We start from the raw sequence: 21,021 nt of genomic DNA on the forward strand, positions 1-21,021 counted from the left end.
GTGCACGCCGGGGCCCCGGCGGTGCCCGCGCTGGTCGACCACCACTGCCACAGCGTGGTGGCGGCCGACCTCGCCGACGACGCCCTGGCCGGGTTGCTCACCGAGTCCGACCGGCCGCCCGCGCCCGGCTGTTCGCCCTTCGACAGCGCGCTCGGCCTGGCCGTGCGGCGCTGGTGCCCGCCCGTCCTCGGCCTGCCCGCGCACGCCCCGGCCGCCGACTACCTGGCCCGGCGGCGGGAGCTGGGCGGCGCCGAGGCCACCCGCCGGCTGCTGGCCGCGGCCGGGCTGGACACCTGTCTGGTGGACACCGGGCTGACCGCCGCCGCGGGCCTTCCGCTGCTGCCGCTCGGCGAACTGGCCGCGGCCGCCGGGGCGGTGGTGCACGAGGTGGTCCGGCTGGAGTCGGTGGCCGAAACGGTGGCGGGCCAGGCCGAGTCCTGGCCGCAGGCCGTCGGGGAGGCGCTGGCGGCGGCCGCCGCGGATGCGGTCGCGGTCAAGTCGGTGCTCGCCTACCGGCACGGCCTGGCCGCCCCCGCCGAACGGCCCGCGCGGGCGGCCGTGGTGGCCGCGGCCGGCACCTGGCTGCGCGGCGGGCGGGGCCGGCTGGCCGATCCGGTGCTGCTGCACCACCTGCTCTGGACGGCCGTGGACGTCTGTGCCGGGCTGGGCCTGCCGCTCCAACTCCACACCGGCTTCGGCGATCCCGACCTCACCCTGCACCGGGCCGATCCGTCGCTGCTGACCGGTTTCGTGCGCGCCGCCGAGCCGAGCGGCGTCCCGCTGGTGCTGCTGCACTGCTACCCGTACCACCGCCAGGCCGGGTGGCTGGCCCAGGCCTTCCCGACGGTGTACACCGACCTCGGGCTGACCGCCTCCTACACCGGCCCGCGGGTGGCGGCGGTGCTGGGCGAGATGCTGGAACTGGCGCCGTTCGGCAAGCTGTTGTTCTCCACCGACGCGTACGGGCTGCCCGAGTTGTACCTGGTGGGCGCCGCCCAGTTCCGGTACGGACTGGGGGCGGTGCTGGCCGACTGGCAGGCGGGTGGCGCCTGTTCGGCGGCGGACGCGCAGCGGCTGGCCCGGTTGGTCGCCGCCGACAACGCCCGGACGCTGTACTCACTGCCCGGCGCACCGTAGCACGTCGACGGACCATCACTTTTTAACACTCTTCAATTCTGTTGACATGTTGGGCCTCCGGACTCCTCGGTTCCGATGTTGGCCAACATGTGACGATTAGATGACTACCTCTTGCGCTTATCAGCGAATATTCATTAGCGTCCCGATCATTCCAGGCGCACCTGCCACACCGCAGCTGCCGCATGACGACTCGGGAGGGCCAACCCCTATGAGAGTTCCTCGGATCAGCCGGACCCGGTTCGCGGCGGTGGGCCTCGTGCTCGCCACCGCCGGCGCCCTCGCGCTCCCGGCCGGCACCGCCGTCGCGGCCCCCTCGGCGGGCTCGACGACCGGTCCGCTGCTCAGTTACGTCGTCAACACCAAGGCCAACCACGGCCAGGTGCAGAAGGTCGAGAAGGCGATCACCGCCCTCGGCGGCTCGGTGGTGTACTCGTACGAGCAGATCGGCGTCGTCATCGCCCGCTCGGACGACACCGCGTTCGCGCAGAAGCTGCGCCAGGCCAAGGGCGTCGACTCCGTCGGTGCCAGCCGCACCAAGGGCATCACCGCCGCCGACCAGGCCAAGGCCGACGTCGCCGCCGAGCCCTCCGCCGCGCCCGCCGCCGGTCAGGAGCCGTACGAGGCCAACCAGTGGGACATGCGCCAGATCGGTGTCGACAAGGCGCACAAGCTCTCGCTCGGCAGCCGCAACGTCACCGTCGGCGTGCTGGACTCCGGCATCGACGCGACGCACGAGGACCTGGCCGCCAACGTGGACGCCTCGCAGTCGGTCTCCTGCATCGACGGCGGCAAGCCGAACACCGACTGGAAGTCCTGGCAGCCCACCACCAGCGACCACGGCACCCACGTGGCCGGCACGATCGGCGCCGCCAAGAACGGCAAGGGCGTCGTCGGCATCGCCCCGAACGTGAAGCTGGCCGCGGTCAAGGTCGTCGACGACGGCGGGTTCATCTACCCCGAGTACGCGATCTGCGGCTTCGTGTGGGCCGGTGAGCACCAGTTCAAGGTGACCAACAACAGCTACTACGTCGACCCGTGGATGTTCAACTGCCCGAACGACAAGGACCAGGCCGCGATCAGCGCCGCCGTCCGCAAGGCGGTCTCGTTCTCGCAGCGCAAGGGCGTCCTCAACGTCGCCGCGGCGGGCAACGAGAACATCGACCTGGCGCACAAGACCGTTGACGTCTCCAGCCCGGACGACACCACCAAGGTGACCCGCCCGGTCACCAACGACTGCCTGTCGCTGCCGACCGAGCTGCCCGGTGTCATCGCCGTCTCCTCGGTGGGCGTCAAGGGCGACAAGGCGTACTACTCCAGCTACGGCAAGGGCGTCGTGACCGTCGCCGCGCCGGGTGGCGACCGCCGCTACCAGCTCCCGGACACCCCGGACAAGGACGGTCGGATCCTCTCCACCATCCCGGGCAACAAGTACGGCTACATGCAGGGCACCTCGATGGCCACCCCGCACGTCGTCGGCGTGGTCGCGCTGCTCGCCAGCACCTTCCCGTGGGCCAACCCGGACGAGCTGACCGAGCTGCTCACCAACCAGGCGGAGTCGCACCCCTGCCCGACCGGCGAGTACAACCCGGGCGGCACCGGCGCGTACAAGGCCACCTGCGAGGGCGGCGCGGACGACAACGGCTTCTACGGCGCGGGCATCATCAACGCCGAGAAGGCGGTCCAGTGGTGGCGCTGACGCGCTGACCACGGCGACACCTGAACACTGAGTCGGGGAGCGGGCCCATCCGGGTCCGCTCCCCGGTCGTTTCCGGGCCACCCTGCCCGGCCCGCGCCCGGCCGACTTCCACGGGCGGGCCCCGGCCCACTCACTCGACGTGCTGGTCCCAGCCCGTCTCCACCGACGGCTTGCCGTGCAGGTCCGGGACTTCCTGGAGCCAGGCGGGCCGGCCGGCCCGCGTCCGGGCCTCCCGGCGGCGTTCGGCCTCGCGCAGCTGCTCGGGGGTGGCGAAGCCCTCCGGGAGCCACTGCGCGGAGAGCACCACCCGGGCGGCCAGGTGGGTCACGTAGGCGTGCCGGACGGCGGCCACCGAGTCGAAGCCGGGCTCGTCGGCCAGCCACTCGTCCGGGACGAGCGCCAGCACCTCCTCCAGCAGGCCGACGGTGACCAGCGGGCCGAGCTCCTCGTCGGCCAGCCGGACGTCCGGGGCCGCGCCGCCCAGCGCGTGCGCGCTGAGGTCGTAGCGCTTGCCGACCGACGCCTCGGCGGTGGCCCAGCGGTGGTGGAAGATCAGCGCGGCGCCGTTGTCGATCAGCCAGAGCCGTCCGTGCCAGACCACCAGGTTGGGGTTGTGGACGGTGCGGTCGACGTTGCCGGTGAGGGCGTCCAGCCAGACCACCCGCCCGGCCTCGGCGGAGTCCACCGGGATCATGCCCGGCCGGTAGTCCCGCGCGCCGGGCAGCAGGTCCATCCCGAGGTTGAGGCCGCCGCTGGCCTTGAGCATGTCCTGGATCTCGGTGTCGGGCTCGTCCGCGGCGACGGCCGGATCGAAGTCCACCAGCCGCAGCTCGGGGACGCGCAGGCCGAGCCGCCGGGCCAGCTCGCCGACGATCACCTCCGCGACCAGCGCCTTGCGGCCCTGCGCGGCGCCGGTGAACTTGACCACGTAGGTTCCCAGGTCGTCGGTCTCCACCACGCCGGGGACGGAGCCGCCGGACCGCAGCGGGTCGACGTAGCGCACTGCTGTCACCAGATCGAGCACACCGGCCACCCTATCCCGCCGCTCCGCCACCTCTGCGGGCCGTCCGGTAGGCCTGCGCCCCCGGCGCTGTGATTGGCTTGCCGGTGAGAATCGGAAGACCAAACGGACGAGGAGAGCAAGGCCATGGGACAGGTGCAGGCCACCACCGAGCGGGACTACGACGCCGCCCCCGAGCGGGTGTACGAGGCGCTGGCCGACTACCAGGTGACCCGCCCGAAGCTGCTGCCCCCGCAGTACAGCGAGTACGAGGTCCGGGTCGGCGGCACCGGCGCCGGCACCCAGGTGCACTGGAAGCTGCAGGCCACCGAGAAGCGCGTGCGGGACTGCCTGTTCACCGTCTCGGCGCCCTCGCCCGACCAGCTGGTGGAGAAGGACGCCAACTCCAGCATGGTGATCACCTGGACCGTCTCGGCGGCCGGCGAAGGCCGGTCGAAGGTCACCGTTTCGGCCACCTGGCAGGGCGCGAGCGGCATCGGCGGCTTCTTCGAGCGCACCTTCGCCCCGAAGGGCCTGAACCGGATCCACGACCAGGTGCTGGCCAACCTGGCCGCCGAGGTCCGCTGAGTCCGCGGAGTTCACCGAGTTTACTGGGTTCACCGGGTTCACCGGGTTCACCTTTCCGCGGAAATTCGCCCGGGAATTCGAGCGGCCCGTCCACCCGTACGAGCGGAAAGCCGTACGGGTGGACGGCCCGCCACCTGCGGGTGACGAGGGCCGCCCGGCGCGGGGGAGCCACCCTAGGCTCGCCGCCGTGCATATGACGATCCTTCACATTTCACAGCCCGTGGACGGCGGAGTCGCCCGCGTCGTCGCCGATCTGGTCCGGGGGCAGCGCGAGGCCGGTCACCGGGTGCTGGTCGCCTGCCCGGGCGGCGGGCGGCTGGCCGAGGAGGCCGCCGCCGTGGGTGCGCTGGTCCATGACTGGCCCGCCGGGCGCTCGCCGGGCCCGGGCACCGCCGCCGAGGCGTGGCGGCTGCGCCGGATCGTCCGGGCTGCCGCGCCCGACGTGGTCCACCTGCACAGTGCCAAGGCCGGGCTGGCCGGCCGGCTGGCGGTACGCGGCGCGGTGCCGACCGTCTTCCAGCCGCACGCCTGGTCCTTCGCCGCCGTCGAGGGCCCGCTGGCCACCGCCACCCTGCACTGGGAGCGCTTCGCCAGCCGCTGGGCGCACCGCCTGCTCTGTGTCAGCGTCCAGGAGCGGGCCGACGGCGTCGCCGCCGGGGTGAGCGCGGACTGGGCGGTGGTGCCCAACGGCGTGGACGTCCGCCACTACGCACCCGCCGACCGCCGGGCGGCCCGGATCGCGCTGGGCCTGGACCTGGACGCCCCGCTCGCGGTCTGCGTCGGCCGGCTGTGCCGGCAGAAGGGTCAGGACGTGCTGCTGGCGGCCTGGCCGGAGGTGCTGCGGGCGGTGCCGCAGGCCCGGCTGGCGCTGGTGGGCGGCGGCCCCGAGGAGAACCGGCTGGCGGATCTGGTCCGGGAGTCGGCCGAGCCGTCCCGGGTCCGGCTGGTCGGGGACGTGCCGGATCCGAGGCCGTGGCTGGCGGCGGCCGACCTGGTGGTGCTGCCCTCGCGCTGGGAGGGCATGGCGCTGGCCCCGCTGGAGGCGATGGCGGTGGCCCGTCCGGTGCTGCTGACCGACGTGCCGGGCGCCCGGGAGTGCCTGCCCCAGGCCGAGCGGGAGCGGGCGGTGGTGCCGCCCGAGGACGTGACCGCGCTCGCCACCCGAATGGCGGAAGCGCTGTCCGATTCGATCGAGTGTGAGCGGCGCGGGGCGCGGCTGCGCGATCACGTGGTCGCCCGGCATGACGTCCGCACGGTGGTCGAACAGGTGGACGCGCTGTACCGCCATCTGCTGGGTGCCGGTCCGGCGGCCGGGCGGCGCCGGGCCCGTGTCCCAGAGCGGATCTGATCGTTTCACATGCCGTGAATGCCCGCCGATCCGGCGCCGTCGTATTCGCACCCTCAACCGGATAGGGACGAGGCGTCAAATCCGAAATACCTATTAATGGGCGGCTGGAATGAAACGGCAAGTCAACTTCCAGCCTGCGCAGCCCGGTTATGTATTGTCGGATTTCGCCTGCTTCGTTTCGATTTCACGCCGGGAATTCGCGACTGAGCCCTTCATGGCCGCGCCCCGCGCGGCCGGGCCCGGTGCGAGAGGACCGAAAGCCGCCAGCGGTAGCAGGTGCTGTCAGGACCGCGCCCACCGGGCCGGGACGGCCGCTCCGCGCCATCCGGTGCCGGGGCGCCGTCACCCCGGGCACACAGCAGGGGAGTTCGTGCGCTGATGACCATTGACCACGACAGCGTGCCGCGAGCGGGTCGGTCCCTGTCCGGCCCGCGGCGGCCCGGTACCGGGCTGCTCGACCGTCCGGCCGGATCCGCCCGGACCCGGACGGTGCCGCCGCCCCGCCGGCCCCGCGGGGCGGTCCGTTCCCGGCTCGCCCTGCCGCTCGCGCTGGTCCAGGTCGACGCGATCGCGCTGTGCACCGCCACCGGCCTCGCCAACCGGGCCGTCGACCCCGCCGTCCCGCTCGCGCCGCTGCTCGGTGCCGCCGCCGTCCTGCCCCTGCTGCTCGTGCTCAACCTGGTCGGCGGCCTCTACCGCACCCGGCTCACCCTCTCCGTCCTGGACGAACTGCCCGCGCTGGCCGTCCGGGCCGTCGTCGCCACCGCCTTCGCCGTCACCCTGGCCGGCTGTCTGGACGGCCGCTGGCCCGACTGCGGCCCGGCCACCCCGGCCCGGCTCACCGTCCTGCTCGGCGTCCAGCTGCTGATCGCCGCCGTCGGCCGCGCCGTGCTCTACCACCTGGTCCGGCGGATCCGCCGCAGCCGCCCCAACCCCGTCCTGGTGCTCGGCGCCGGCCGGCTCGGCCGCCGGGTCGCCGCCGCCCTCAGCGAGCGCGGCGAGTACGGGATGCGCCCGGTCGGCTTCCTCGACGCCGACCCGCCGCTGCTCGCCGGCGACACCGACCTGCCCGTCCTCGGCGGCCGCGAGGTGCTGGAGCGCGAGGTCCGCCGGCACCGGATCCACCACGTGGTCGCCACCGCCGGCGCCGCCGACGAGGCCGAGACCGCCGCCGCCCTGCGCGACGCCGCCCGGCTCGGCTGCCAGGTCTGGCTGGTGCCCGCGCTGCGCGAGCACGGCTCGCTGCCCGCCGGCCCGCTGGCCGGAGCCGACCACCTGTGGGGCTTCCCCTGCCTGCGGGTCGGCGGCCCGGCGATGCGCCGCCCCGGCTGGGCCGCCAAGCGCGCCCTGGACGTCACCGCCGCCGGGCTCGGCCTGCTGCTGCTCGCCCCCGTCCTGGTGCTCTGCGCGCTGGCCGTCCGCTTCGACACCGGCCCCGGCGTGCTCTTCCGCCAGCAGCGCACCGGGCTGGACGGCAAGGTCTTCACCGTCCTCAAGTTCCGAACCCTGCGCCCGAGCAACGAACACGAGTCGGCGACCCGCTGGAACATCTCCCAGGACCACCGGATGGGCGCCGTCGGCCGACTGCTGCGCCGCAGCTCACTGGACGAGCTGCCGCAGCTGTGGAACGTGCTGTGCGGCGACATGAGCCTGGTCGGCCCGCGCCCGGAACGCCCCTACTTCGTCATGCGGTTCGGCCAGGCCTACCCCGAGTACGCCGACCGCCACCGCGTCCCGGTCGGCCTGACCGGCCTCGCCCAGGTCAACGGCCTGCGCGGGGACACCTCGATCGAGGACCGGGCCCGGTTCGACAACCGCTACATCGAGAGCTGGAGCCTCTGGCAGGACGTCAAGATCCTGTGCCGCACCGCGGTCCTGATGCTCCACCCGGACGGGAGCTGAACCGCGTGGCCCTGACCCTTCCCGCCGTCCCCCGGCTCGCGTTACGCAAGGCGCTGCCCGCGCTCGCGGACCGGCCCAGCCTGCTCGCCGCGGCGACCGTCCTGCTGGTCTGCGTGCCCACCGGCGAGAAGGACGTCGCCGCCGCCGTCCACGTCACCGCCGCCGACGTGGCCTCGCTGGCCCTGGTCGCGCTCACCGCGCTCAACCTGCTGCGCGGGCGGCTGCCCGCCGTCAGCCGCGCCACCTGCGTGCTGTTCGGCGGCATCGTGGTCGCCGCCGCCGTCGCCACCGTCGGCTCGATCGACCCGGCCACCAGCCTCACCGGCTTCGTCCGGCTCACCCAGGTGTTCGTCCTGGTGCCGGCCGGGGTGCTCTGCTCGCTGCGCGACCGCGTCGACCAGCGGCTGGTCCTCGGCTCCTTCGTGCTCGCCGCGCTGATCCAGGGCGTGGTCGGCGCGCACCAGTACCTCACCCGGACCGGCGCCTCCTACACCGGCCAGCCGATCCGGGCCGTCGGCACCTTCGGCGCCCTCGACATCATGGCGATGTCCACGGTCGTCAGCTACGGGCTGCTCGCCGCCCTGGCCCTGGCGCTCGCCGAGCGCCGCCCCGGCGGCGACGTCCGGCTGCGCCGCGCCATGTTCGCGGCCGCCGCCTTCCTGGCCTTCCCGCTCGCCGTCTCGTTCAGCCGCGGCAGCTGGATCGCCACCGCCGCCGCGGCCACCGTGCTGCTGCTGCGCGCCGACGCCCGGCTCGCCGTCCGCGGCGCCGTCCTCGGCCTGGCCGGCGCGGTCGTCCTGGTCGGCGGCCTCGGCCTCGGCGCCTCCGGCGTCACCGCGCGGCTCGGCTCGATCGGCTCCGTCTCCGCGGCCCCCGACCAGTCCGTCTCCGACCGCTACGACCTGTGGTCCACCGCCGGGCGGATCTGGCAGGACCACCCCGTCCACGGCGCCGGCCCCAAGGCCTTCCAGCAACTGCGCGACAGCCACGCCCCGCTGCGGCTCTCCTCCGGCAGCGACGCCGCCGACTCCACCATCGGCTTCCAGCGCGAACCGCTGCTCTCCCCGCACAACATGTACTTCCTGGTGCTCAGCGAGCAGGGGCTGATCGGCATCGTCGCCTACGCCGCGCTCTTCCTCGGCCTGCTGCTCGGCTGCCTGCGCCACTCCCGCGGCCCGGCCCTCGCCGCCCTGGCCCTGCTCACCTGGGTGCTGGTCGACTACCTGTACGCGGACATCGGCGGCACCACCACCGTGCTGACCTCCGTCGTCCTCGGCCTCGCGGCCCGGGCCTGCGTCGCGGAGGCCGACCCGCGATGACCACCGACCAGCCGGCCCTCGCCTCCGCCGTGCCCGCCCCGCGCGGCGTCCGCGCCGGCGGCCGGCCGCCCGGGCCCGATCCGGCCCCCCGGCGCGGCTTCCTCGCCAAGGCCTTCGGCATCACCGCCGTCCTCAGCGCCGCCGGCTCCGGCCTCGGCCTGCTGCGCGACCTCCTGCTGGCCCGCTACTTCGGCGCCAACCAGGGCACCGACGCCTTCCTGGTCGCCTGGACCGTCCCGGAGACGGCCGCGCCGCTGCTGATCGAGGACGCCATGTCCTTCCTCATGGTGCCCGCCTTCGCGCTCGCCCTGGTGCTGCGCGAGGAGGACCCGGACGCCCCCGACCCGGTCCGCCAACTGGTCCGCGCCACCCTGCCCTGGCTGCTGCTCGCGCTCAGCGGGCTCGCGCTGGCCACCGCCCTCGGCGCCCCGCAACTGGTCGAACTGCTCGCCCCCGGCCTGGCCAACCCCGGCCTCGCCGTCACCTGCACCCGGATCACCGCGATCACCGTGCTGCCGTTCGGCGTGGCCGGCTACCTCGCCGCCGCGCTGCGCGCCCACCACTGCTTCACCGCGCCGGCCGGCATCTACGTCGCCTACAACGTCGGCATCCTCGCCGTGCTGCTCGGCTGCCAGTCCTTCCTGGGCGTGCGCTCCGCCGCCCTCGGCGTCGCGCTCGGCAGCCTGCTGATGGCCGGCCTGCTGGTCGCCCCGTTCCTGCGCCGGCTGCGCCAGGGTGCGGGCCCGGGATCGCACCCGGGCGCGGGCCGCTCCCGCCGCTCCCGCAAGGCGCTGGTGCTGATGCCGTTCGCCCTGCTGCCGGTGGCCGCGTTCACCCTGACCCGGCAGTCGCAGGTCTTCGTCGAGCGCTACCTCGGCTCGGCGCTGCCGCCCGGCACCATCTCGCACCTCAACTACGCCGCCAAGGTCTCCCAACTGGCCATGACGGCAGGCATCCTGATCTGCACCGTCACCTTCCCGCTGGTCGCCCGGGCGCTGGCGGCCGGGGACCTCACCGCCGCCCGGGACCGGGTCGAGAAGGACCTCGGCCAGGCCGCGGCGGTCGTCCTGGTCGGCACCGCCTTCCTGATGGCCTGCGCCCCCTCGGTGGTCTCGCTGCTCTTCCAGCGCGGCGCCTTCGGCCCGCGGGACACCGCCGCCACCGCCGCCGTCATCCGGGTCTACAGCTTCGGCCTGCCCGCCCAGGCGCTGATCGGCGTGATGATCCGCCCGTACTTCTCGCTGCGCCCGGTGGTCCGCCGGGCCGACGATCCGGGCACCGAGGACGGCGGCCGCCGGCTGCTGGACTGGTTCCCGGTCGCCGCGATGCTGCTCGGCCTCGGCGTCACCGTCGTGGTCAGCCTGCTCGCCACCCCCCGCTTCGGCGCCCTCGGGCTCGCCGCCGGGAACGCGGCCGGCATCACCGCCGCCGCCGCGCTGCTGCTGCACGGCCTGGTGCTGCGCGGCATCCCGCTGCGGCTGCGCCGGGTGCTCGGCGGCCACGCCCGGCTGCTGGCCGCCGCCGGTGGCGCCACCGCCCTCGGCGCCGCCGTCGCCGGGCTGGCCACCGGCCCCCTGCTCTCGACCCTCCTCGGGGGCCTCACCGTGGCGTTGGCCTTCGCCGTCCTCGGCACCGGCCTCGGCGCGCGTGAGGTGCGCGGTCCGGTCCTCGCCGTGGCCCGGGCCCTGAACCCGCCAACCGTCGCCGATGAAGGGAAGCTTCCCCATGGACAATGAACGGGGAACCGTCCGTTCGACCCAGGCGGGCGTCCGCCGCCAGGCCGTACCGGCCGCAGCCGCACCACGCGGCGACCTCCCGTACACCGACCCCGCCGGACCGAAGGCGCGGCTGTCCAGGAGCCGCCGCCCGCTCGGCGAACCGTCCGGCCCCGGTTCCTCCTCGCCGTGGATCCTGATGTACCACTCGGTGGCGGTCGAGAAGGAGGACCCGTACCAGCTGACCGTCAGCCCCGAGCGGTTCGCCGAGCAGGTCGCCTGGCTGCACCGGCGCGGGCGGCGCGGCGTCTCCGTGCGCGAGCTGATGCGGGCCCGGGCCGCCGGCCGGGACGGCAAACTGGTCGGGCTGAGCTTCGACGACGGCTACGCGGACTTCGCGCGCCACGCCGTGCCGATCCTCCAGGCGTACGGCTTCACCGCCACCGCGTACGTGGTCGCCGACCTGCTCGGCCGGGACAACGGCTGGGACGCCGAGGGGCCGCGCAAGCAGCTGCTCACCGTCCAGGAGGTCACCGAACTCGCCGCCGCCGGTTGGGAGATCGGCTCGCACGGCCTCGGCCACCAGGCGCTGCCCGGCCTGCCGGCCGACGTCCTGGCGGTGCAGACCCGGGAGAGCCGGCGCCTCCTGGAGGACGTGGTCGGCGGCCCGGTCACCGGCTTCTGCTACCCGTACGGCGCCGTCGACCTGCCCGCCACCCAGGCCGTCCGCGACGCCGGCTACGACTACGCCTGCGCCATCGCGCACTCCCCGCTCACCGGCCGCTTCGCGCTGCCCCGCTGCTACGTCGGCGACCGCGACGGCGCCTGGCGGCTGCGCGCCAAACGCGGCCGGCAGCGGCTGCGCGACACCGTCACCGAGCTGCGCCGAAGCCCCCTGGTCGCCCGGCGGGGGGCCCGGCCGTGAGGGTTCTGCACATCGTCACCGGCCTCGCCTCGGGCGGCGCCGAGCGCCAACTCCAGTTGCTGCTGCGGCACTTGCCCGCACACCAGCAGTGCGAGGTGGTCGCACTGACCAACCCCGGCACGGTCGCCGCCGCGCTGCGCGGCGACGGGGTGACCGTCCACCACCTCGGCATGCGCGGCAACCGCGACCTGGGCGCGCTGCCCCGGCTGGTCCGGCTGGTCCGCTCCGGCCGCTACGACCTGGTGCACACCCACCTGTACCGGGCGCAGCTGTACGGCCGGCTGGCGGCCCGGCTCGCCGGGGTCCGCGCGGTGGTCTCCACCGAGCACTCGCTGCACGCCGGGGTGATCGAGGGCCGCCCGGTCACCCGCGGCGTCAAGGGCCTCTACCTGGCGGCCGAACGGCTCGGCAGCACCACCGTCGCGGTCTCCCGGCAGGTCGCCCAGACGCTGCACTCCTGGGGCGTCCCACCGGCCCGGGTCGAGCTGATCCCCAACGGCATCGACACCGCCCGCTACCGCCGCCCGGCCGCCGACCGGGCCGCGACCCGCCGCCGGCTGCGGGCCGAACTCGGCCTGCCGGAGGGGAGCTGGGTGGTCGGCGGAGTCGGCCGACTGGTCCCCGGCAAGCGCTTCGAGGTGCTGCTGGAGGCCCTCGCCGCACTCGACCCGGCCGCCCGGCTGGTGCTGGTCGGCGCGGGCCCGGAGCGCGCCGCGCTGGAGCACCGGGCCGCCGAACTCGGTGTCCGGGAACGGCTGGTGCTCACCGGCGAGCGCGACGACGTGCCCGACCTGCTGACCGCCCTGGACGTGCTGGCCGCCCCCTCCACCGCGGAGACCTTCGGCCTCGGCATCCTGGAGGGCCTCGCGGCCGGCCTGCCGGTGCGGCACAGCGCCTGCCCGGCGCTCGACGAACTGCCGCCCAGCGCCGCCCCGCAGGCCCGCCGGATCCCCTCCGAGGGCGCCGCGTACGCCGCCGCGCTGCGCGACCTGCGGCACCTGAACGACCACAACGCCGACCCGCTGCCGCACCCCCCGGCGGTCGGCCACTACGACATCGCCCGGGTCGCCGCCGACCTGGGCGCCCTCTACGACCGGCTGGCCCGCGCTTGACCGCCCGCCGCCACCGGAACCGCCGTCACATACCCAAGGAGTCACACCCATGACCACACCGCGCCGAAGGGCCCGCCACCTGGTCCGCCGCTGGTGGCCGGTGGCGCTCGCGGTGCCGCTGGGCGCCGCGGCCGGCGCCGGGTACGCCGTCGTCTCGCACCCCTCGTACGCCGCCAGCGCCTACGTCCTCGTGGTGCCGCAGAATCCGGGGGAGGCCGCCACCGCGACCAACTTCGCGCAGGCGTACGGGCGGTTGGCGGGCCAGCCGCAGGTGCTCGCGGTGGCGGCCGTCGAGACCGGCCACACCCGTGCCCAGCTGGAGTCCCTGGTGCACGGGACCACCTCCCCGGACGCCCCGATGATCGAGATCACCGGCACCGGGACGCGCCCCCAGGAGGCGGCCCAGACCGCCGACGCGGTGGCCCGCTCGCTGGTCTCCTTCGCCAACACGAGCAGCAAGGACACCAGCGTCCGGCTGGTGACGCTGGCGCCGGCCGCCGAGCCGGACAAGCCGACCACCCCGTCCGCCGCGCTGGACGTCGCGGTCGGCGGCGCGGCCGGGCTGCTGGTGGGGGCCCTGGTGATGATGACCCGCCGCCGGGGCGAGGCCGCCCCGCCGGAGGCCGCAGAGCCCGCCGAGCCCGCCGAACCCGTCGAGGCCGCCGAGGCCCCGGTGGAGCCGACGGTGCCGGCCACCCCCCGCCCGCGCGGCGAGGAGCCGCCCGCCGCCGACCGGGCCGGGCAGGCCGACGAGGCCGGCAGGACCGGCCAGGCGGAGGAGACGGAGAAGATGGAGAAGGCCGAGGAGGCGGAGAAGGTCGAGGAGGCGGAAGGGCAGCCCGGGAAGGCCGCCGCCGCGAAGAAGAGCGCCGAGGAGCCCCCGGCCAAGGAGAAGGCCGCGGCCGGGAGCGGGCGATGAGCACTGAGACCCGGCACACCGGCCTCCCGGCCCAGCCGGCGGCGCCGGGCTGGACCACCGAGCTGCGCCGCGAGGACGACGCCCTGGACACCCTCGCCGAGGAGTGGGACGACCTGGCCGCCCGCTGCCGGACCGCCACCTTCTTCCAGGCCGCCGACTGGCAGCGCTCCTGGTGGCGCCACTACGGCAGTCCGGGCGACCTGCTGGTGGTGCTCGTCCGCCGGGACGGCCTGCTGGTCGGCGCGGGTGCCTTCAGACGCCGCGGCGGCCCGCTCGGCGGGCTGACCGCCCTGGGCGCCGGGCTGGTCGACTACTCGGACGTGCTGCTCGACGACGACTGCGCCGACCGGGCCGCCGCCGAGTTCGCCGCCGCCCTCCCGCTCACCCGCCCGTGGCACTCCCTGGAGCTGCGCGAGGTGCACCCCGAGGCGGCGGTGCAGCGGGTGTACGAGCACTGGCACGGCCGGCGCCGCCGCTACCAGGACTCGCTCTGCCAGTACCTGCCGGCCGTCCCGATGGACCGGCTGCTCAAGCGGGTGCCCGGCAAGACCGCGCAACGCAGCCGGGTGAAGCTGCGCAAGATCGCCGAGGCCGGGGTGCAGGTCAGCTCGACGCCGGCGGCCGAGGTGCCGGCGGCGCTGGAGGGCCTGCTGCGGCTGCATTTCCTGCAGTGGCAGCAGCGCGGCGTCACCCCGGAGCACCGCACCGAGCGCTTCGCCCGCCACCTGACCGAGTCCACCGTCGGCCTGGTCGCCACCGGCAGGGCGACCGTCCACCAGTTCCGGCTGAACGGCGAACTGGTCGCGGTGAACCTGCTGCTGCTCTGCCCTTCCTTCGGAGGCCTGTACATGTACGGCGCGCACCCGGTGCTGCGCGAGCGGCTGGACATCGCGGGGCTGCTGTTCAGCGCCGCCCTGGACGAGACGGTCGGCGCGGGCGTCCCGCTGCTCGGCCTGCTGCGCGGCCAGGAGCCGTACAAGCAGCGCTGGCGGCCGGACCAGCTGTCCAACCAGCGCCTGCTGTTCGGTCCGCCCGGTCCGGCGCCGGCGGCCATCGCCCGGTCCGGCGCGGTGCGCGTCCGCCAGCAGGCGGCGCACGTGCTGCGGACCCGCTTCCCGCGGCTCAAGGAGGCCCTGCTGGCCCGCCGCCGCGGCTGACCGCGCCCGCCCCCGCCCCCGCCCGGGCTCAGCGCCGGGCGGGTGTCCGGGCCGCTGACGGGCTCGCGAAGGGGCTCGCGAAGGGGCTCGGGGAGGGGCTTGGGGAGGGGCTCGCCGACGCGGTGGCCGAGGGGCCCGGCGACGGGCTCGCGGACGGGCCGGGCACTACGTTCGGGGCCCCGGGCCCGGTCGGCGGCGCGGGCGGGCGCGGCGCCACCGGCGGGACGATCGGCTGGACGGGGGCCTGGGGCGCCGGCGGCACCACCGTCGGCGCCCCCTTCGACCCGGACATCAGCTGCTTGAACCGGGCGGCGGAGCGCGGGTTGCGGTCGCACTCGAAGAAGCCGTGCGGGCAGTAGTCGGTGACGGTCTGGTAGGCGGTGTCGTGGGTGCGCATCCACTCGACCATCCGCTGCACGAACTCCGGGTTGTCGCCGTTGCGGAACAGCCCCCACTCCGGGTAGGAGACCGGCTTGCCGCGCTTGGCGGCGAACTCCACCTGGTCCTGCAGCCCGTACGGCTCGCGCACGTAGTCGTCGAAGGTGCCCCCGGCGGGCTGGTCGTAGTTGTCCATGCCGATGATGTCGACCACGTCGTCGCCGGGGTAGCACTTGGTCCACGGGATGGCGTCCAGGCCCCGGTTCGGGGTGAAGTCGAAGCGGAACCGCTGCCCCGGCACCGAGCGCATCACACCGACGATCCGTCGCCAGTAGGCCTTCCACGAGGACGGGTCGGGCTTGCAGCGGTGCGTGTAGGTGACGCCGTTCATCTCCCAGCCGAGGGTGAGCACGGTGTCCGCGCCGCCGAGGGCGACCAGCCGGTGGGCGAGCCGCAGGAAGTGCCGGTCGAAGTCCCCGCGCGCGCCCTGGGCGAGCAGCTTGGCGACCTCGCCGTCCGGCACGTTCGCCTCGTTGGGCACCAGCATCGGCACGCCGAGGACGAGCGTCCGGGACGGGTCGGCCAGCCGCCACTGCGACCACATGCCGAGCACCATCAGCTCGCCCTCGACGTCGGCCCAGCCGTTGCCCGCCAGGTAGGTGTGGCCGACTTGCAGGTTTGCGTCGCCCAGCCACCGCGCGTACCGGCCGATCTGCGGGATGTAGTCGTCCCAGGAGCCGACGAAGGCACCGAACGGCGGCTCGTGCTTGGGCCGCTGGACGGGCGGGCGGGGGGCGGCGCCGCGCGGCTCGAAGGCGTCCGAGGAGAGGGAGTGCCGTTCGGTCTGGCTGAGCGGCGACCCGGCCGGGACACTGGCCGTGGCCATCAGCAGCAGGGCGGCGGCGGCCAGCGTCAGGCGGCCGATTCGCATGGTCTCTCCTCCGGGCGTCGCGGGGCGGGAGCGCGCTGGACGGACCGTGGCGCTCCGCTCGCCGACAGTAGGCCCGGCGGGCGTCGGAAAAGCCGAATGTCACCCTAAAGTGGGCGGTATTCGAACGCCGTCTGCCGCAACGCCCGGCCGGGTCTCGCCGCGTGTATCAGCTCTGTAACGGTCCGGCCGGGCCCCGGCGCCCGGCCCCGGAGCGGGCGGCGGCCCGGCCTCGGCACCGACGGTGCAGGTGGGCGGGCGGGTGCGCGGGGAGGGCGCGCGCGGCCGGACGCGCGGTCCGAGGGGTGGGGCGGGGGCAATTCCAGGCTGACTCGCGTGCCCGGTGAAAGGTACGCTCCGGCCGTGTCCTGGAAGCCGCTGCGTGTACTGACCCCCCGCTCGATCCTGCCTGCCCTGGCGGTGATGCTGGTCCTTGCGGCCGGTGCGGCGGCGCACGCCAACAAGCCGGTGCCGTTCGGCGACCGGGTGGCGGGGCCGGGCGAGGCGGAGGCCACGCCGGTCAGCACACAGTCGCTGAGCACGGCCGACCTGGACCTGAAGGTCGGCCCCGGACTGGAGGCCTTCCACCGGCAGAGCGGCGAGCAGGCCTGGTCCTACCGCCGCGAGGGCGCCACCGCGCTGTACCTGTCGATGGCGGGGGACAACGCCATCGTGGTCTGGGACGACGGCCTGGTCACCTCGGTGCGCCCGGGCGACCACGAGGTGCGCTGGCACCGGGCGGTGCCCGGCCTGGCGGACTGGCTGCGCGGCGACGGCGAGCCCGGCGCCGACAAGCGCACCGACGCGCAGCGCAAGGAGCTGGCCCAGGAGCGGGCCGCGGCGGCTCTGCACACCGTCCCGCAGGGAGCCTCCGCCTGGGTGGCCGTGGTGACCCCGAACCTGACCATGGGCCTGCGCGACGCCGACGGCGACCTGCGCTACAACTCCAAGCCGCCCGGCGGCTGCGTCTACGACCCGCTGCGCACGGTCGGCACCGAGTACGCCGTGCTCGTCCCTCGCAGCTGCACCAACAGTGCCGGGCAGGCCGTCTCCGGCGGCATCAACGGGTACCGGCTGGACAGCACCGGCTGGCAGCTGAACACCGGCCCGAGCGCCTCGATCAAGGGGCTGGACGGCAGCCGGGTGCTGATCACCGACGGCCCGATCGTTCCGGCCCGGGTGTTCGACACCAAGGCGGCCGCCCCCGAGGCGGCCTGCGGCAGCCCGTCCGCGCCGTTCGCGGCGGTCCGTCCGCAGGGCGGCTGCACCGACCCGGCGGCGAGTCAGGTCCAGGACGCCCCGGTGGGTCAGGACGCCCCGGCGGGCGACCAGCCGCCCGCGCAGCCCGAGGCGCAGCAGTCCCAGCAGTCCCAGCAGTCCCAGCAGTAACGCCGGACCGCCGGTACCCCCGGGCGGTAGCCCCGGGGGTTCTCGCGCGGCCCGGTAGACTTGCCGTCATGGCTGACTTCTCCGGGCAATAGCGGGCGCGCGGCACCGCCCCGTGCGCTGTGCCGACCACCGACGACGCCCCTTCCCGATGCCCGGCCCCGGGCCCCGTCCGGCCGCCCGCCCACGTCCCAGGAGTAGTTTCCGCCATGATTTCCGCCAACGCCCTTGAGCTGCGCGCCGGTGCCCGGATCCTGATCGAGTCCGCGAACTTCAAGGTCGCCGCCGGCGACCGGATCGGCCTGGTCGGGCGCAACGGCGCCGGCAAGACCACACTGACCAAGGTGCTGGCCGGCGAGGGCATGCCGGCCTCGGGCACGGTGACCCGCTCCGGCGAGGTCGGCTACCTCCCGCAGGACCCGCGCACCGGCGACCTGGACGTCCTCGCCAAGGACCGCATCCTCTCCGCCCGCGGCCTCGACACCGTGCTCAGGAAGATGCGCGAGAACGAGGACCGGATGGCCAACGGCCAGGGCGCCACCCGGGACAACGCGATGAAGAAGTACGCGCGCCTGGAGACCGAGTTCCTCACCAAGGGCGGGTACGCCGCCGAGGCCGAGGCCGCCACCATCGCGGCCGCCCTGGGCCTGCCGGACCGCATCCTGAACCAGGAGCTGCACACCCTCTCCGGTGGTCAGCGCCGCCGCGTCGAGCTGGCCCGGATCCTGTTCTCGGACTCCGACGTGCTGCTGCTCGACGAGCCCACCAACCACCTCGACGCCGACTCGATCGTCTGGCTGCGGGACTTCCTGAAGACCTACAAGGGTGGCTTCATCGTCATCTCGCACGACGTCGACCTGGTCGAGACGGTCGTCAACAAGGTCTTCTACCTGGACGCCAACCGCTCCGCCATCGACGTCTACAACATGGGCTGGAAGCAGTACCAGCAGCAGCGCGAGGACGACGAGAAGCGCCGCAAGCGCGAGCGGGCCAACGCCGAGAAGAAGGCCGCGACCCTCAACTCCCAGGCCGACAAGATGCGGGCCAAGGCGACCAAGACGGTCGCCGCGCAGAACATGGCCCGCCGCGCCGAGAAGCTGCTCTCCGGCCTGGAGCAGGTGCGCCAGAACGACAAGGTCGCCAAGCTGCGCTTCCCGGACCCGGCGCCCTGCGGCAAGACCCCGCTGACGGCCAGCGGCCTCTCCAAGTCCTACGGTTCGCTGGAGATCTTCACCGACGTCGGCCTGGCCATCGACCGCGGTTCGCGGGTCGTCATCCTCGGCTTCAACGGCGCGGGCAAGACCACCCTGCTGCGGATGCTCGCCGGGGTGGAGCAGCCGGACACCGGCGAGGTGATCCCGGGCCACGGCCTGAAGATCGGCTACTACGCCCAGGAGCACGAGACCCTGGACCCGGACCGCACGGTGCTGGAGAACATGCGTTCCTCCGCGCCGGACACCGACCTGGTGCAGATCCGCAAGATCCTCGGTTCCTTCCTGTTCTCCGGCGACGACGTCGACAAGCCGGCCGGGGTGCTCTCCGGCGGTGAGAAGACCCGGCTCGCGCTGGCCTCGCTGGTGGTCTCCAGCGCCAACGTGCTGCTGCTCGACGAGCCCACCAACAACCTCGACCCGGCCAGCCGTGAGGAGATCCTCGGTGCGCTGCGCGAGTTCAGCGGCGCGGTCGTGCTGGTCACCCACGACGAGGGCGCCGTCGAGGCGCTCCAGCCGGAGCGGATCATCCTGCTGCCGGACGGGGTCGAGGACCTCTGGAGCCCGGCGTACGCCGATCTGGTCTCGCTGGCCTGACCGGGTGTAGACGCGATCTCCGCTTTTAGGACCAGAAAAACTAGTACTTACGGCGTGTCCGGGAATGAAGAAAGCCTGGATTCCGTTTAAGGACTTCCTGTCGGCCCGCCACTCGATCGTGGTCGGGCCGACACTGCTGATCAGCCCTTTCTCGGCGGACGGCGGAATCCGCCTGGGGGCGCGCACTCTACGTGAGCGCCCTGATGCGCTCGGATCACCACCGCAGGACCACGCATTCCCGACATCGACCTTGCCGAATGGGTGGCCAGGACGCGGTGGATGGGTGATCATGGGAATCTGACCGAGCAACGCTACGAGGAGGCACGGGTGGCCGAGACTCTGAAAAAGGGCAGCCGGGTAACCGGTGCCGCGCGTGAGAAGCTCGCGGCCGATCTCAAGAAGAAGTACGACTCCGGGGCGAGCATTCGCGCTCTCGCGGAGGAGACCGGTCGTTCGTACGGCTTTGTGCACCGGATGCTGAGCGAGTCCGGAGTCATTCTCCGGGGCCGCGGTGGTGCCACGCGTGGCAAGAACAAGGCGACCGCCGGGGCCGGTTCCTGACGGTCCGTCAGCTCATGGCTGAATGGCGCGGCGGCAGGGCGCCGACCGGGGAGACGAGAACCGATCGTCCGCCCTCGGGTCGAGTGGACCGGCCGCCGATCGTCATGTCCGGGGTGTCGTCCGCCCCCGGGCGCCCCCCTTCCGTCGATCTTTCCGGGCCGGCGCCCTGCCGCCGCGCGCCCAGGTTTGTTACTCTCCGGTAGCCAAGCCCCTCGCCACCGGAGGTCCCCGCATGACCGCCCCCGCCACCGACCCGCAGGCCCCGAGCTGGGAGCAGGACGGCGTCCGCCTGGAGATCGACGGTGAGCTCGCCGTCGTCACCCTGTGTCAGCCCAAGCGGCGCAACGCCCAGTCGCCCGCCCTGTGGCGCGCCCTCGCCGCCGCCGGCCGCGACCTGCCCGGCGGCGTCCGGGTGGTCCTGCTGCGCGCGGAGGGCGTCTCCTTCTCGGCGGGCCTGGACCGGGCCATGTTCACCCCCGAGGGCATCCCCGGCGAGCCCACCTTCCTCCAGCTCGCCGGCGCCCCCGACCAGGAGCTCGACGACACCATCGCCTCCTACCAGCAGGCCTTCACCTGGTGGCGCCGCCCCGACCTGGTCTCCATCGCCGCCGTCCAGGGCCATGCCGTCGGCGCCGGCTTCCAGCTCGCCCTCGGCTGCGACCTGCGCGTCGTCGCCGACGACGTCCAGTTCGCCATGAAGGAGACCTCGCTCGGCCTCGTCCCCGACCTGGCCGGCACCAAGCCGCTCACCGAACTCGTCGGCTACGCCCGGGCGCTGGAGATCTGCGCCACCGGCCGCTGGGTCGGCGCCGAGGAGGCCGCCGCCATCGGGCTGGCCAACCTGGCCGTCCCCGGTGCGGAACTGGACGCCGCCGCCCGCGACCTCGCCGCCGCCCTGCTGGCCGCGCCGCGCAACGCCGTCATCGAGACCAAGGCCCTGCTCCAGGGCGCCGCCGGCCGCTCCTTCGACGAGCAGCGCTCGGCCGAACGGGCGGCGCAGGCCCGCCGCCTGCGGGACCTCGCCGGGATCGGCGACTAGGACCTGTCCGGCTGCGTCGTGTGAACGGGCCCGGCCCGGGGTGTGCTCCCCGGGCCGGGCCCTCGACGTTCCCGGAAGCGTCCCGTGGCGTCCCGGTGGCCCT

Annotated in this window: 17 protein-coding genes; 15 read left to right on the forward strand and 2 right to left on the reverse strand. The window is 74.4% G+C overall.

What is annotated here, in order from left to right; all coding sequences use genetic code 11:
* Complete coding sequence (locus ACFVHI_RS06100; RefSeq protein ID WP_380336231.1) at window positions 1-1,137, forward strand: amidohydrolase family protein; 1,137 nt, start codon at window positions 1-3, stop codon at window positions 1,135-1,137.
* Between the two features lie 208 nt (window positions 1,138-1,345).
* Window positions 1,346-2,833: a S8 family serine peptidase gene (locus ACFVHI_RS06105; protein ID WP_063349599.1), complete on the forward strand. Its 1,488-nt coding sequence runs from the start codon at window positions 1,346-1,348 to the stop codon at window positions 2,831-2,833.
* Between the two features lie 130 nt (window positions 2,834-2,963).
* Here ACFVHI_RS06105 and ACFVHI_RS06110 read toward each other — a convergent pair whose 3' ends face one another.
* Window positions 2,964-3,857 carry a HipA family kinase gene (locus ACFVHI_RS06110; RefSeq protein WP_380336235.1) on the reverse strand — a complete coding sequence of 298 codons (894 nt, stop codon included), beginning with the start codon at window positions 3,855-3,857 and terminating at the stop codon, window positions 2,964-2,966.
* A 123-nt stretch (window positions 3,858-3,980) separates the two neighbouring features.
* Between ACFVHI_RS06110 and ACFVHI_RS06115 the strand changes: the two genes are divergently transcribed.
* The 9 genes from ACFVHI_RS06115 (at window position 3,981) to ACFVHI_RS06155 (ending at window position 14,818) form a co-directional block, all read left to right on the forward strand.
* Entirely contained in the window at window positions 3,981-4,421 is a 441-nt protein-coding gene (locus ACFVHI_RS06115; protein WP_063349600.1) for an SRPBCC family protein, read from the forward strand.
* Between the two features lie 193 nt (window positions 4,422-4,614).
* On the forward strand, window positions 4,615-5,769 hold the full coding sequence (locus tag ACFVHI_RS06120) for a glycosyltransferase (RefSeq protein WP_063349601.1): 1,155 nt from the start codon (window positions 4,615-4,617) through the stop codon (window positions 5,767-5,769).
* 378 nt (window positions 5,770-6,147) lie between these two features.
* Window positions 6,148-7,671, forward strand: a complete 1,524-nt coding sequence (locus ACFVHI_RS06125; RefSeq protein WP_063349602.1) for a sugar transferase — start codon at window positions 6,148-6,150, stop codon at window positions 7,669-7,671.
* A gap of 5 nt (window positions 7,672-7,676) precedes the next feature.
* Window positions 7,677-8,990, forward strand: coding sequence for an O-antigen ligase family protein (locus tag ACFVHI_RS06130; protein WP_363369069.1), 1,314 nt, complete (start codon window positions 7,677-7,679; stop codon window positions 8,988-8,990).
* The gene (locus ACFVHI_RS06135; protein ID WP_063349604.1) at window positions 8,987-10,726 is read left to right on the forward strand and encodes a lipid II flippase MurJ; all 1,740 of its coding nucleotides are present in this window, start codon (window positions 8,987-8,989) and stop codon (window positions 10,724-10,726) included. The genes ACFVHI_RS06130 and ACFVHI_RS06135 overlap by 4 nt, the downstream gene beginning before the upstream one ends.
* Complete coding sequence (locus ACFVHI_RS06140) at window positions 10,716-11,630, forward strand: polysaccharide deacetylase family protein (protein ID WP_380336242.1); 915 nt, start codon at window positions 10,716-10,718, stop codon at window positions 11,628-11,630. The genes ACFVHI_RS06135 and ACFVHI_RS06140 overlap by 11 nt, the downstream gene beginning before the upstream one ends.
* Window positions 11,627-12,742, forward strand: coding sequence for a glycosyltransferase (locus tag ACFVHI_RS06145; RefSeq protein WP_063349605.1), 1,116 nt, complete (start codon window positions 11,627-11,629; stop codon window positions 12,740-12,742). The genes ACFVHI_RS06140 and ACFVHI_RS06145 overlap by 4 nt, the downstream gene beginning before the upstream one ends.
* Before the next feature lie 49 nt (window positions 12,743-12,791).
* Entirely contained in the window at window positions 12,792-13,661 is an 870-nt protein-coding gene (locus ACFVHI_RS06150) for a Wzz/FepE/Etk N-terminal domain-containing protein (protein WP_380336246.1), read from the forward strand.
* Window positions 13,658-14,818 carry a GNAT family N-acetyltransferase gene (locus ACFVHI_RS06155; RefSeq protein WP_063349607.1) on the forward strand — a complete coding sequence of 387 codons (1,161 nt, stop codon included), beginning with the start codon at window positions 13,658-13,660 and terminating at the stop codon, window positions 14,816-14,818. The genes ACFVHI_RS06150 and ACFVHI_RS06155 overlap by 4 nt, the downstream gene beginning before the upstream one ends.
* A gap of 28 nt (window positions 14,819-14,846) precedes the next feature.
* Here the strand turns inward: ACFVHI_RS06155 and ACFVHI_RS06160 are convergent, their stop codons facing one another.
* The gene (locus tag ACFVHI_RS06160) at window positions 14,847-16,127 is read right to left on the reverse strand and encodes a glycoside hydrolase family 26 protein (RefSeq protein ID WP_380336249.1); all 1,281 of its coding nucleotides are present in this window, start codon (window positions 16,125-16,127) and stop codon (window positions 14,847-14,849) included.
* Window positions 16,128-16,487: 360 nt separating this feature from the next.
* Here ACFVHI_RS06160 and ACFVHI_RS06165 point away from each other — a divergent pair, with 360 nt between their 5' ends.
* From ACFVHI_RS06165 to ACFVHI_RS06180, 4 genes are all read left to right on the forward strand, one after another.
* Window positions 16,488-17,513: a hypothetical protein gene (locus ACFVHI_RS06165; protein ID WP_380336252.1), complete on the forward strand. Its 1,026-nt coding sequence runs from the start codon at window positions 16,488-16,490 to the stop codon at window positions 17,511-17,513.
* Between the two features lie 206 nt (window positions 17,514-17,719).
* Complete coding sequence (abc-f, locus tag ACFVHI_RS06170) at window positions 17,720-19,318, forward strand: ribosomal protection-like ABC-F family protein (RefSeq protein ID WP_063349609.1); 1,599 nt, start codon at window positions 17,720-17,722, stop codon at window positions 19,316-19,318.
* A gap of 327 nt (window positions 19,319-19,645) precedes the next feature.
* Window positions 19,646-19,879: a helix-turn-helix domain-containing protein gene (locus ACFVHI_RS06175; protein ID WP_030059940.1), complete on the forward strand. Its 234-nt coding sequence runs from the start codon at window positions 19,646-19,648 to the stop codon at window positions 19,877-19,879.
* A gap of 232 nt (window positions 19,880-20,111) precedes the next feature.
* The gene (locus ACFVHI_RS06180; RefSeq protein WP_063349610.1) at window positions 20,112-20,918 is read left to right on the forward strand and encodes an enoyl-CoA hydratase/isomerase family protein; all 807 of its coding nucleotides are present in this window, start codon (window positions 20,112-20,114) and stop codon (window positions 20,916-20,918) included.
* The last annotated feature ends 103 nt before the right edge of the window (window positions 20,919-21,021 follow it).

Source organism: Kitasatospora sp. NPDC127121 (assembly GCF_042677305.1).
GTDB lineage: Bacteria > Actinomycetota > Actinomycetes > Streptomycetales > Streptomycetaceae > Kitasatospora.

Bases quoted from the DNA above. Each gene is read 5' to 3' on its own strand.
- ACFVHI_RS06105 (WP_063349599.1), top strand. From the start codon at position 1,346: ATGAGAGTTCCTCGGATCAGCCGGACCCGGTTCGCGGCGGTGGGCCTC.
- ACFVHI_RS06115 (WP_063349600.1), top strand. From the start codon at position 3,981: ATGGGACAGGTGCAGGCCACCACCGAGCGGGACTACGACGCCGCCCCC.
- ACFVHI_RS06120 (WP_063349601.1), top strand. From the start codon at position 4,615: ATGACGATCCTTCACATTTCACAGCCCGTGGACGGCGGAGTCGCCCGC.
- ACFVHI_RS06125 (WP_063349602.1), top strand. From the start codon at position 6,148: ATGACCATTGACCACGACAGCGTGCCGCGAGCGGGTCGGTCCCTGTCC.
- ACFVHI_RS06135 (WP_063349604.1), top strand. From the start codon at position 8,987: ATGACCACCGACCAGCCGGCCCTCGCCTCCGCCGTGCCCGCCCCGCGC.
- ACFVHI_RS06140 (WP_380336242.1), top strand. From the start codon at position 10,716: ATGGACAATGAACGGGGAACCGTCCGTTCGACCCAGGCGGGCGTCCGC.
- ACFVHI_RS06150 (WP_380336246.1), top strand. From the start codon at position 12,792: ATGACCACACCGCGCCGAAGGGCCCGCCACCTGGTCCGCCGCTGGTGG.
- ACFVHI_RS06155 (WP_063349607.1), top strand. From the start codon at position 13,658: ATGAGCACTGAGACCCGGCACACCGGCCTCCCGGCCCAGCCGGCGGCG.
- ACFVHI_RS06160 (WP_380336249.1), bottom strand. From the start codon at position 16,127: ATGCGAATCGGCCGCCTGACGCTGGCCGCCGCCGCCCTGCTGCTGATG.
- abc-f (WP_063349609.1), top strand. From the start codon at position 17,720: ATGATTTCCGCCAACGCCCTTGAGCTGCGCGCCGGTGCCCGGATCCTG.
- ACFVHI_RS06180 (WP_063349610.1), top strand. From the start codon at position 20,112: ATGACCGCCCCCGCCACCGACCCGCAGGCCCCGAGCTGGGAGCAGGAC.